The following is a 12,314-nucleotide window of genomic DNA, read 5'->3' on the forward strand; positions in this document are numbered from 1 at the left end:
ATGTCGTCCGGCGAACAGGCGAAAACGCCTCTTCAAGCTCCCATTCTTCTCACCAACGTCAAACCCGTCGGTTTCGGAAAGGGCGCATCACAGGCTTCGACCGATATTCTGATCGGCAGCGACGGCAAGATTGCCGCGGTAGGCTCTGCCCTGCAGGCGCCTGCGGATGCGCAGCGTATCGATGCCAAGGGCGCCTTCATCTCGCCCGGCTGGGTGGATCTGCACGTGCATATCTGGCATGGCGGCACCGATATCTCCATCCGTCCCTCCGAATGCGGGGCTGAGCGCGGCGTGACCACGCTGGTGGATGCCGGCTCGGCGGGCGAAGCGAATTTCCATGGTTTCCGGGAATATATCATTGAGCCTTCGAGAGAGCGCATCAAGGCCTTCCTCAATCTCGGCTCCATCGGCCTTGTTGCCTGCAACCGCGTGCCGGAACTGCGCGACATCAAGGACATTGACCTTGATCGCATTCTCGAAGTTTATGCCGAAAACAGCGAACATATCGTCGGCATCAAGGTGCGGGCGAGCCATGTCATCACCGGCTCCTGGGGTGTGACGCCGGTCAAGCTCGGCAAGAAGATCGCCAAGATCCTGAAAGTGCCGATGATGGTGCATGTGGGCGAACCGCCCGCACTTTATGATGAAGTGCTGGAAATTCTCGGCCCCGGTGATGTCGTGACCCATTGCTTCAACGGTAAGTCAGGCTCCAGCATCATGGAAGACGAGGACCTGTTCAACCTTGCCGAACGCTGCGCCGGTGAAGGCATCCGGCTGGATATCGGCCATGGCGGGGCATCCTTCTCCTTCAAGGTGGCGGAAGCGGCGATTGCGCGCGGCCTTTTGCCTTTCTCGATCTCGACGGATCTGCACGGCCATTCGATGAATTTCCCGGTCTGGGATCTCGCGACCACCATGTCGAAGCTGCTGTCGGTCGATATGCCCTTCGAAAACGTGGTCGAGGCGGTCACCCACAACCCGGCCTCCATCATCCGTCTCGACATGGAAAACCGCCTCGATGTCGGCAGCCAAGCCGATTTCACCATTTTCGATCTCGTGGATTCCGATCTGGAAGCGACGGATTCCAATGGCGACGTCTCGCGTCTGAAGCGCCTGTTCGAGCCGCGCTACGCGGTCATCGGTGCCGAGGCCATCGCCGCCAGCCGTTATATTCCAAGGGCGCGCAAGCTGGTGCGCCACAGCCATGGTTATTCCTGGCGCTGAACCCGAATGGAAAGGCGGGCGCATGCCCTCCGCCTTCCGCAGATATTACGGGATACAAGTCCCGGCATTATGAGGAATTCGCGTGAAACAGTCTTCGCTTGATGCAGAAGGGCACCTTTCGCCCTATGACCGGCTCGCCGCGCTTGGCATCTCCCTGCCGCCGCCGCCGCCGCCGATTGCCAATTTCGTCACGCATGTGGTGGAAGGCAACATGCTTTATCTTTCGGGCCAGGGGCCACGGGAGGAAAACGGCCATCTCTACGCCGGCAAGGTGGGCGCGGAAATCGGGCTCGAAGAGGCCTATAACCATGCGCGCCTCACCGGCATCAACCTGCTTGCCGTCATGCATGAGGCGCTGGGCGATCTGTCGCGGGTGAAGAAGGTGGTCAAGCTGCTCGGCATGGTCAATGCCGTCAGCGATTTTCGCGATCACCCGAGCGTCATCAACGGCTGTTCCGATCTCTTCATCGATGTGTTCGGCGATGCCGGGCAGCACGCCCGCTCCGCCGTGGGTTTCGGCTCGCTGCCGGGCAACATCACCGTCGAGATCGAAGCCATCGTCGCGCTGAAGGGTTGAGGCTATTCAATGGTTGCGCCAGCCCATCAGCTTTTCGATCCGTTCCGCCGAGACCCTGACCTGTTCGGTATAATGGTTCTCGTCCGCCAGAACCTTCTGTTCCGGCAGCACGATGGAAATCGTTGCGACGCATTCGCCCCTGTTGTCGCAGATCGGCGAGGCGATGCAGGCGACGGCATAATCGGATTCGGCGACCTGTATCGACAGCCGGTCATGGAAAGCGGCCGCCGCCGATTGCGACAGGGTCTCGGGATTGATTTCCGCACGGCCGGTCGGCGAGGAGCGGGCGCAACGTCGAAAAAGTTCGAGGCGCTCCGCCTCCGGCAGATGGCCGACGAGCAGGCGGCCGGACGCCGTCCAGTTCAGGGGAACACGGGTGCCGACGCGCGACGCGACCTGAAAATGGCTCGGACCATCGGCCATGGCCAGCACAAGCATATGGTCGCCATCGCGGCCGCAAAGCTGCACGGTCTCGCCCGCATGGCGGCACAGATCGTGCATTTCGTGGGTGGCGACACCCATGAAATCCAGAGAGCGGGCATAGGCAAGGCCATAATGGTAAAGCCGCGCGCCGAGCCAGATGTTGCCATCGGCATTGCGCGCCAGCATGTTCTTTTCGACGAGATCGTCGACGATCACATAAACGGTGGAAAGCGGCGCCTTGATCGCCTTGGCGATGGCGTAAGCGCCGGCGGGAGAACCGGTTTCGTAAAGATAATCAATCACCTGAAGAGCGCGGTCGATGCCGCTGACGCGCGAGCGCTTGGACGTCTTCGTGTCCGCGTTTTCAGCGGCGTCGGGCAGGGCGGTTGAAGGCATTTCGTCCAGTTTATGGGCGTCCAATTTTGGCTCCTCATGCATTTTGAGAAGCTATTACATTATTATGGCATATATGTCGATGCCCATCGCATCGCAAGAACAGGAGAAAGACATGACCGAGGATATCAGAAGCAGGATCGGCCTTCGCCCGGTCATCAACGTCTCGGGCACCATGACCTCGCTCGGCGCTTCGATTGTCGTTCCCGAGGCCGTTCAGGCCATGGCGGCCATCCTGCCGCAATTCGTCGAGATCAATGATCTGCAACGCAAGGCGAGCGCGGTGATATCAAGGCTGACGGGCGGCGAGGCCGGTTTCGTCACGGCCTCCTGCTCGTCCGGCATCAGCCTTGCGGTGGCGGGTGCGATCACCGGCAATAATCTGCTGGCCATTGAAAAACTGCCCGACATCGCGCCTGAAAAGAATGAGGTTCTGGTGCAGATGGGGCATGTGGTGAGCTACGGCGCGCCGGTGGATCAGGCGATCCGGCTCGGCGGCGGCAAGGTGGTGCTGATCGGGCAGGCGACATCGACCCACCGTTTTCACATGGAAAACGCCATCACCGAAAAAACGGCGGCGGCGGTTTATGTCGTCTCGCATCATGTAGTCGACTACGGCCTGCTGCATCTTTCCGAATTCGTCGAGATTGCCCATGCCAGGGGCGTACCTGTTATCGTCGATGCGGCTTCCGAATATGACCTGAAACTGTTTCTGGCCACCGGCGCGGATGTGGTGCTTTATTCCGGCCACAAGTTCCTCGGCGGCCCCACGTCGGGCATCGTTGCCGGCAAGAAGGAACTGGTGCGCCATGCCTTCCTGCAGAATATGGGTATCGGCCGCGGCATGAAGGTCGGCAAGGAAAGCATCTATGGCGTCATGGCCGCGCTGGAAGCGTGGGAAAAGCGTGACCATGCCGGTATTCGCGAGCGGGAAACAGGTTATCTCAACCTCTGGAAAAAGACGCTGGACGGACGCCCGGGCGTGACGGCGCTGATCGAACCGGACCCGACCAATAACCCGCTCGACCGGCTGCGCGTCATCATCGATGCCGAAGAAGCGCATATCACCGCGTGGGACCTGACGACGGCGCTGGCGAGGGGTAATCCGCCGATCATTACCCGTGATCACGAGGTCGAGCATCGCTATTTCTATCTCGACCCCTGCAACCTGCATCCCGGTCAGGAGACCATTGTCGCGTCCCGTCTGGCGGAAGAGCTGGATAAGGCGCGCGCCTCCAACGAGGTGATCGCCACGCCGTTCGAAGACCGCAGCCGCCACCGTTTCGACGGCATGCTGCGCTGGCCGGACTGAGTGGAACGAGCGGGTGCCGCGAGTTTCTTCTCCCCGAGGGGGAGAAGTCCGCGGCAGCGGGATGAGGGGCACCCTCGCCGGATTTCGGAAACCTTGCCCCCTCATCCGACCCTTCGGGCCACCTTCTCCCCGGCGGGGAGAAGAAACGGGCGGCAACGCCGAGCCTGAACAGTTCAAACGAGAAGAAAAGAAGGGAACGATCATGACCATGCCGCAGGCCGCACCGCTTGGTGCCGAAGATGCCGTGCTTTCCGTCCGCAATCTCACCACGTCCTTCTTCGTGGATGGCGGCTGGAAACCCGTTGTGCGTGATATTTCCTTCGATGTGGGCCCCGGCGAAACGGTCGCGATCGTCGGCGAAAGCGGTTCCGGCAAAAGCGTAACCTCGCTCTCCATCATGCGGTTGCTGGATCGGGAAAGCAGCAGGGTAAAGGGTGAAATCCTGCTCGGTGGTCGCAACCTTCTGTCCCTTTCCGAAGACGCCATGCGGCGGGTGCGGGGCAATGAAGTGGCGATGATCTTTCAGGAGCCGATGACCAGCCTCAATCCGCTCTTCACCATCGGCGACCAGATTTCCGAGGCTCTGCTGTGCCATCAGCCGATGTCGAAAGCAGAAGCAAGGGCGGAGACGGTCCGCCTTCTCGAAAAGGTACGCATCCCTTCCGCCGCCTCGCGTTTCGATGAATATCCGCACCGCTTTTCCGGCGGTATGCGCCAGCGTGTAATGATCGCCATGGCGCTGGCCTCGCGGCCGAAACTGCTGATCGCCGACGAACCGACGACGGCGCTCGATGTGACCATTCAGGGCCAGATTCTCGACCTCATCAAGACGCTGCAGGAAGAGGAGGGCACCTCCGTCCTGTTCATCACCCATGATATGGGCGTGGTGGCGGAAATCGCCGACCGAACGGTCGTCATGTATCGCGGCGAGCAGGTGGAAGTCGGCGCGACGGCCGATATCTTCCATCGTGGCAAACATCCCTATACCCGGGCGCTTCTGTCCGCCGTTCCGGTTCTGGGGTCGATGAAGGGCGAGGAAAGACCGCTGCGGTTTCCCATCGTCAACACCACCACGGGGGAAACACAGGAACCGGCCCGCCCGGCCGATACCGTCGATGCCAGCGCCCAGCCGGTGCTCAAGGTGGAGGGGCTGACCAAGCGCTTCGACATCCACTCCGGTCTTCTCGGACGGCTCAGCGGCCGCGTGCATGCGGTGGAGAATGTGTCGTTCGATCTCAGGGCTGGTGAAACATTATCTCTCGTTGGCGAAAGCGGTTGCGGCAAATCGACGACCGGTCGCGCCATCATGCGGCTGATCGAGCCGGATGCCGGTTCGGTGGTCGTCAATGGCGAGAATATTCTCACCCTCGACAAATCAGGCATGCGTGAGATGCGCAAGACGGTGCAGATGATCTTTCAGGATCCTTTCGCCTCGCTCAATCCGCGCATGACGGTGGGGGCGGCGATTGCCGAACCGTTTCTGGAACACCGCATGGGAAGCGCCCGCGAAGCGAAGGAGGTGGTGGCCGACATGCTGAAGAAGGTCGGCCTCTCGCCCGATATGGCGGCGCGTTACCCGCATGAGTTTTCCGGTGGCCAGCGGCAGCGCATCTGCATCGCCCGCGCGCTGGCATTGCAGCCTAAGGTGATCGTCGCCGATGAAAGCGTTTCGGCGCTGGACGTTTCGATCAAGGCGCAGGTCATCAACCTGATGCTGGATCTGCAGCAGAGCCTCGATCTCGCCTTCCTGTTCATTTCCCATGACATGGCTGTCGTGGAACGCGTCAGCCATCGGGTGGCGGTAATGTATCTCGGCGAAATCGTCGAAATCGGCCCGCGCTCGGCAGTATTCGACAATCCGCAGCACGACTATACCCGCAAGCTGATGGCCGCCGTGCCGGTGCCGGACCCGGACCGCCGCAACACAAGGCGCGGTGCGGCGAATGACGAGCTGAAAAGCCCGATCCGCGCTGTCGATTATGCCGTCAAGCCGCGTGAATATCGCGAGGTTTCGCCCGGCCATCTCGTGGCGCTCTAACTGCTGCCCCGTTTTCCCAGAGCGCGGCGCTTTACACGGGGGGACATTCTTCTATACCGCTTCTGGCCGCGTGACACCGATCACGCGCGGAAGGCGGATCATGGCGGTAGCGGAAAAGCAGTGGCGCAAAAGCTTCGAGACGGCAGCGGCGGTGATGCTGTCACGTTTCGATGCCGTGCTTGGCGCGGTGGCCGCATTGATCCTTGCGGCCCTTCTCGTGGTGGTGCTGGTCAATGTCACCCTGCGATATCTGCTCCATACCGGCTTCATCGGCGCGGAAGATCTCGGCATATGGCTCAATGTGGCGATGATCGCCGTCGGTGCACCGCTCAGCCTCAAAAGCGCATTGGCAATGCGGCTCGATGTCTTCGTGCGCTTCCTGCCGCAGCGGTTTCATGCCGTCACTGAAATTCTCGCCGATGCTTTCTCCTTTGTTGCGGCGCTCATCCTTGCTTTCGGCGGGGTGGAGATCGCGGCCATGCTGGGCGGTACTTCGCCGACGCTCGGCCTGCCGGAATGGGTGCGTTTCGGCTTTCTTGGCGCGGGCGGTGGGCTGATTTTTGTCTATCTGGCGTTTCAGCGTTTCAGCGAAGGCAAGATGCTCGCCGTCCTGCTGTCCATGGCCATCGCACTTGCGGCCTATGTTGGCCCGCCGGAAGTGTTTATCGATACGAACCTGCCGCCGAGCCTGTTTCTGGCGCTGACGGCGGCGGTGGGACTGGTTCTGGCGGCACCGCTCGCTCACGCTTTTCTTGCCGCAGCTTATGTGGCGATTGCCTTCGGTAGCACCTTGCCGGAGCCGGCCATCGTTTCCTCGACCGTGACCGGTATGTCGAAATTCCTGCTGCTGGCCATCCCCTTCTTCCTGCTGGCCGGAAGCCTGCTGACGGTATCGGGTGTCGCCAACCAGCTCGTCCGTTTCGCCGCTTCCGTCGTTGGCCACCGCCGGGCGGGTCTGGCGCAGACAACGCTTCTGACCAGCGTGCTGTTTTCCGGCGCATCCGGCTCATCGGTCGCCAACGCCGCCTTCGGCGCTTCCACCTTCCAGCCGGAACTCGTCAAACATGGCTATCCGCCGGCGCAGGCGGGCGCGATCATCGCCGCGACATCCGTGCTGGACAACGTCATTCCGCCCTCCATCGCTTTTCTGATCCTCGCCACCGCCACCAATCTTTCGGTCGGTTCGCTGCTGGTCGGCGGCTTCTTCGCCGGCGGGCTGATGGCAGCCTGCCTCGGCGTGGCGATCCATTTGAGCGTGCGCAGCGTCGATACCCTGCCGCGCGCCACCGGGGCAGAGCGATGGCGCTCAGCCATCGCCGCGATACCGGCCTTCGGCCTTGGTGTCATCGTGGTGGTCGGCATCCGTATCGGCATCGTCACCACCACGGAAGCGGCCGCCCTTGCGGCACTTTATACGCTGCTTCTCGGCCTCGGTTACCGGCTGGGCGCCGGCCGCATTTTCGCGACCTTCCGGCAATCGGCAGGGGAGGCGGCGGCGATCGGCCTTCTGATCGGTACGGCCGGTCCTTTCGCCTTTCTGCTGGCGGTGGACAATGTCTCCGGCCTCGTCACGGATTTTGTCACTTTGCTTGGCGGCAGCAAGATCGCGGTGCTGCTGCTCTCCAACCTCATCCTGCTCGCGGTCGGTCTGGTGCTGGATATCGGCGCGGCGATCCTGCTCTTCGGGCCGATCCTGCTGCCGGCTGCTGTCGCAGCCGGCATCGATCCCATTCATTTCGGTGTCATTCTGGTGGTCAATCTGATGATCCACGGCCTGACGCCGCCGCTCGGCATGCTGATCTTCGTGGTCAGTGGCGTGACCCGTGTTCCGGCTTCCGCACTTTTCCGGGCGGTCATTCCCTATCTCGTTTCGCTGCTCGTTGCCCTCGCAATTTTGTGCATCTGGGCCATATTCTTTTAAATCAGAGGTTTTCGTCATGACCATTATCGATCGCCGTCATCTCCTCAAGCTCTCCGCTCTCGGTGCCGCGACGCTTGCCGCACCGGCCCTGGTGCGCACGGCGCATGCCAGAACCCGCAACCTCACGGTCGCGTCGCTGTTTGCCGACGACAAGCCGGAGACGAAAATCTGGGTCAGGATCAGCGAGCTGGTGGAGGCGAAACTGCCCGGCCGTTTCCGCTTCAACATCGTCAAGAGCGGGGCCCTGGGTGGCGAAAAGGAGGTGGCGGAAAACATCCGCCTCGGTTCGGTTCAGGCCAGCCTCTCCACCGTCTCTTCGCTGTCCGGCTGGGTGCCGGAACTGCAGATACTCGATTTGCCCTTTCTGTTCCGCAATAGGGAACATGTGCTCAAGGTGGTGACGGGCGAGACCGGCGAAGAGCTGAAGGCTAAGCTCGCTGCACAGCAATTCATTGCCGCCGATTTCATCAATTACGGCGCACGTCATCTTCTGACCAAGGAGCCTGTGACCCGGCCGGAACAGTTGAAGGGCAAGAAAATCCGTGTCATCCAGAGCCCGCTGCACACCAGATTGTGGAGCGCCTTCGGCATGACACCGGTCGGCATTCCGATCACCGAGACCTATAATGCGCTGGCAACCGGGGTGGCCGACGCCATGGACCTCACCAAATCGGCCTATGCCGGTTTCAAGCTCTATGAGGTCGTGCCTTATCTGACCGAGACCGGCCATATCTGGGCTTCAGGCGTGGTTTATTACGGTGCAACCTTCTGGAACCAGCTGGATGACGAGGAAAAGGCGGTACTCACCGAGGCTTCCAGCGAAGGTGCCCGTTATTTCAACCAGTTGATCGTTGAAGATGAAGTAAAGTCCGTCGATCTTGCGCTCTCGAAAGGCGGCAAGGTGCTGCAGCCGGAAGTGCTGGATGAATGGCGCAGGGGCGCGCAGGGTGTCTGGCAGGATTTTGCCGGAATTGTCGGCGGCCTCAAAAAGATCGAGGCGATACAGCAGGCCTGAGGCCACCGTATCGGACATGAGAGGGGAAGGCGCTTTTGCGCCTTCCCCTTTGTTTTAGCGGATATCCTGCGGCAGAACGTCCGAAGGGATGTTCTGGTAGGAAACCGGACGCATGAAGCGGCGGATCGACATGGTGCCGACCGAGGTCGCACCGAAGTTCGTCGAGGCCGGGTAAGGGCCGCCGTGAACCATGGCCTCGGAGACTTCAACGCCGGTCGGGAAACCGTTGGCGAGAACGCGGCCCGCCTTGCGCTCCAGGATCGGCAGCAGCTTGCGGCCGAGTTCGGCGTCGCCGGCATCGAGATGCAGGGTTGCCGTCAGCTGGCCTTCGAAGCTCTTTGCCACTTCCAGCATTTCTTCGGCGCTGTCGACTGTCACGATCAGGCCGAGCGGTCCGAAGACTTCTTCAGCAAGCGCGTGGTTGGCAACCCAGTCCTTGCCGGAAACCCGGTAGAGATAAGGCGTTGCGTTGCGCAGGTTGCAGGTGGTGGTCAGCACGTCGCGCACGCCATTGCCAGCGGCGATACGGTCACGGCCGTCGCGATAGGCGGCGGCGATACCGTCCGTCAGCATGACCTGCGGGCCGACTTCGGAAAGTGCTGCGCGGGCGGTTTCAGCAACTGCGTCCGCCTGCTCGGAGAGAATGACGGCAATGCCCGGATTGGTGCAGAACTGGCCTGCACCCATGGTGAGCGAACCGGCCCAGCCCTTGGCGATGGCTTCGCCACGGGCGGCAACGGCTTCCGGCAACAGGAACATCGGGTTGACCGAACCGAGTTCGCCGAAGAAGGGGATCGGCTCGGGGCGCTGGGCGCAGAGATCGAACAGCGCGCGGCCGCCGGCGAGCGAACCGGTGAAACCGACCGCCTTGATGCGCGGATGCTGCACGAGCGCGGAACCGACATCGCGGCGGCCGCCCTGGATCAGCGAGAAGACGCCGGGATGCAGATTGTGCTTCTTGACGGCTGCGAGAACGGCTTCGGCAACGATTTCGCCGGTGCCGGGATGGGCGGAATGACCCTTGACGACAACAGGGCAGCCGGCTGCGAGCGCGGCGGCCGTATCACCACCTGCCGTGGAGAAGGCGAGCGGGAAGTTGGAAGCGCCGAAAACGGCGACGGGGCCGATCGGGCGCTGCATCAGGCGGATATCCGGGCGCGGCAGCGGCTGGCGATCCGGCAGGGCTTCATCGTGGCGGCGGTCGAGATAGTCACCCTTGCGGATATGCGACGCGAAAAGGCGGAGCTGGCCAACGGTGCGGCCGCGCTCACCCTGCAGGCGGGCAGCGGGCAGGCCGGTTTCCGACGAGCCGATTTCGGTGATGGCGTCGGCGCGGGCTTCGATCTCATCGGCGATGGTGTCGAGGAATGCGGCGCGCTCTTCGCGGGTGGTGTAACCATAGCTCCAGAAAGCGTCTTCGGCTGCCTCACAGGCGGCGTTCACCAGATCGACGGTGCCGACCGAAAAATCGAAAGCTTCGCCATGTGCAGGCTCGCTGCGGAATTTTGCTTCCGTTGCGACCCATTCTCCTGCAACCAGATGTTTGCCGTGCGGCTTGAAACTCATTGTGCTCTTCCCTGAAAATCTGATCCTGTGTGGAAAATCCACCCGACACCGTGACATCGCACCGAAAGGCGACAGCGCCAAGGCCATCAGCCGCGATCCTTGTCCGGTTGCCTTCTGCCTTAGCCCGTGTGAGGCCTGAGCGAAAGCCGGTTTTTCGACTATTTGGCCAAAAAGTGTGATTAATTGGGCGAGACGTAAAAAAGACCTGCTTCCGTTTACGCGCACGGCGTTTTATATGACGTCATGATGACAAACAGACTTCCGAAATATGTCGCCTGGTCGGTTCTTCTGCTGATCGTGATCGTTACAATCTGCCCGATCGGCTTTCGTCCGCACACGCTGACGACTGTTGGCCTCGATCGCGCCGCCGCCTTCGCCTTCTGTTCGGCGGCCTTCGTGCTGGCCTATCCGCGTTATTGGCTGGCGGTCATCGTGACGGGTATTGTTGCGGCTTTCGGTATCGAGGCGCTGCAATTCCTCTCGCCGACGCGTCACCCGCACCTGATGGACGCCGCCGTCAAAGCCGCTGGAGCGGTTGCCGGCGGACTGGCAACCTTCTCCTATCTCACGTTGCGGGCACGGTTGGCTGCAGGCTGACGTAATAGCCCGCGGTCAAGTTTCCCTGCTCAGCCTCTGCCGCTCGCAAGCCCGAAACGGCCGTGGGACAGCGTGCGCTCGATACCGCGCAATTCCGCCAGCCCCTTCAGCCGGCCGATGGCGGGGTAACCGGGCTGCGCGCCGCGCGTCAGGTCGTCGAGAATTTCCTGTCCATGGTCGGGCCGCATCGGAATTTCGTGGTCTTCGCGCCCCTCCGCCCGGCGACGGGCCTCTTCGGTGAGGAGTGCGGCGATAACGGCGACCATGTCGGTTCCGCCTTCCAGATGTTCGTCCTCGAAGAAGGAGCATGGGACGGTATCGGTATCGCGCGTCACATTGCGCAGATGCACGAAATGGATGCGATCGGCAAAACGGCTGGCGATGAAGGGCAGGTCGTTATCGGCCCGTGCGCCAAGGGAACCGGTGCAGAGCGTCACGCCATTGGCGCGGCTGTCGACTTGGGACAGCATATGGGCATAGTCCGCTTCCGTTGACAGAATGCGCGGCAGGCCGAGCAGCGGCCACGGCGGATCGTCGCCATGGGCGCAGATATTGATGCCGACCTCTTCCGCAACCGGCGTCACCGCGGAGAGAAAGTCGATCAGGTTCTGCTGAAGCCTTTCCCGGTTGATGCCGTGATAGGAGCGCAGCTTTTCCAGAAGCTCGGCAAGCGTATAACCATCCGCCGAACCCGGCAGGCCCGCGCCGATGTTGCGCCCGAGCGCGGCGATTTTCGTGTCCGGCATCTCGGCGAAGCGTTTTGTCGCTTCTTCGATCAGCCAGTCCGGGTAATCGGCCTTCGCGTTTGGGCGCTTCAGGATATGGATGTCGAAGGCGGCGAAATCGGTGAGATCGAAACGCATCGCCTTGGCGCCGTGCTTCGTTTCCCAGCGCAGGTCGGTGCGCGTCCAGTCCAGCACCGGCATGAAATTATAACAAACGGTGCGGATGCCGGAGGCGGAGAGGCGGCGCAGCGTCTCCTGCCAGTTGGCAATGTGGCTTTTCCAGTCACCGGTCTGGGTCTTGATATCCTCGGAAACCGGCACGCTCTCCACAACGTCCCAATATAGCCCGCCGGCCTTGATAGCCTCGTGCCGTTTGGCAATCTCGTCTACCGGCCAGACATCGCCGGTGGCGATGTGATGCAGCGCGCTGACGATGCCTTCCGCACCCGCCTGAGCCGCATCCTGAACCGTGACCTTGTCGACCGGGCCAAACCAGCGCCATGTATGTCTCATCTTTTATCCT

Annotated in this window: 10 protein-coding genes; 7 read left to right on the plus strand and 3 right to left on the minus strand. The window is 61.6% G+C overall.

Annotated features, from left to right (window positions below):
• Both O3S81_RS10505 and O3S81_RS10510 read left to right on the plus strand, forming a co-directional pair.
• Positions 1–1,224, plus strand: coding sequence for an amidohydrolase/deacetylase family metallohydrolase (locus O3S81_RS10505; RefSeq protein WP_269342944.1), 1,224 nt, complete (start codon positions 1–3; stop codon positions 1,222–1,224).
• An 82-nt stretch (positions 1,225–1,306) separates the two neighbouring features.
• On the plus strand, positions 1,307–1,801 hold the full coding sequence (locus tag O3S81_RS10510) for a RidA family protein (protein ID WP_020011822.1): 495 nt from the start codon (positions 1,307–1,309) through the stop codon (positions 1,799–1,801).
• Between the two features lie 6 nt (positions 1,802–1,807).
• Here O3S81_RS10510 and O3S81_RS10515 read toward each other — a convergent pair whose 3' ends face one another.
• Positions 1,808–2,620 carry an IclR family transcriptional regulator gene (locus O3S81_RS10515; protein ID WP_269343502.1) on the minus strand — a complete coding sequence of 271 codons (813 nt, stop codon included), beginning with the start codon at positions 2,618–2,620 and terminating at the stop codon, positions 1,808–1,810.
• Positions 2,621–2,732: 112 nt separating this feature from the next.
• On the opposite strand from O3S81_RS10515, the gene O3S81_RS10520 reads away from it, so the two are divergent.
• The 4 genes from O3S81_RS10520 to O3S81_RS10535 all read left to right on the plus strand — a co-directional run bounded on the left by O3S81_RS10520 (position 2,733) and on the right by O3S81_RS10535 (position 8,903).
• Complete coding sequence (locus tag O3S81_RS10520) at positions 2,733–3,929, plus strand: aminotransferase class V-fold PLP-dependent enzyme (protein ID WP_269342947.1); 1,197 nt, start codon at positions 2,733–2,735, stop codon at positions 3,927–3,929.
• Between the two features lie 202 nt (positions 3,930–4,131).
• Entirely contained in the window at positions 4,132–5,967 is a 1,836-nt protein-coding gene (locus O3S81_RS10525) for an ABC transporter ATP-binding protein (protein WP_269342948.1), read from the plus strand.
• Positions 5,968–6,121: 154 nt separating this feature from the next.
• Entirely contained in the window at positions 6,122–7,888 is a 1,767-nt protein-coding gene (locus tag O3S81_RS10530; RefSeq protein ID WP_269343503.1) for a TRAP transporter large permease, read from the plus strand.
• Positions 7,889–7,904: 16 nt separating this feature from the next.
• Entirely contained in the window at positions 7,905–8,903 is a 999-nt protein-coding gene (locus tag O3S81_RS10535; protein ID WP_269342949.1) for a TRAP transporter substrate-binding protein, read from the plus strand.
• Positions 8,904–8,957: 54 nt separating this feature from the next.
• Here O3S81_RS10535 and O3S81_RS10540 read toward each other — a convergent pair whose 3' ends face one another.
• Entirely contained in the window at positions 8,958–10,469 is a 1,512-nt protein-coding gene (locus O3S81_RS10540) for an aldehyde dehydrogenase (NADP(+)) (protein WP_269342950.1), read from the minus strand.
• A 246-nt stretch (positions 10,470–10,715) separates the two neighbouring features.
• Here O3S81_RS10540 and O3S81_RS10545 point away from each other — a divergent pair, with 246 nt between their 5' ends.
• Positions 10,716–11,066, plus strand: coding sequence for an antibiotic resistance protein VanZ (locus tag O3S81_RS10545; RefSeq protein ID WP_269342951.1), 351 nt, complete (start codon positions 10,716–10,718; stop codon positions 11,064–11,066).
• A gap of 29 nt (positions 11,067–11,095) precedes the next feature.
• On the opposite strand, the gene uxuA is transcribed toward O3S81_RS10545, so the two are convergent.
• Positions 11,096–12,304: a mannonate dehydratase gene (gene uxuA, locus O3S81_RS10550; protein ID WP_269342953.1), complete on the minus strand. Its 1,209-nt coding sequence runs from the start codon at positions 12,302–12,304 to the stop codon at positions 11,096–11,098.
• Positions 12,305–12,314: the final 10 nt, after the last annotated feature.

Source organism: Agrobacterium sp. SOY23 (genome assembly GCF_027212525.1).
Lineage (GTDB): Bacteria > Pseudomonadota > Alphaproteobacteria > Rhizobiales > Rhizobiaceae > Agrobacterium > Agrobacterium tumefaciens_I.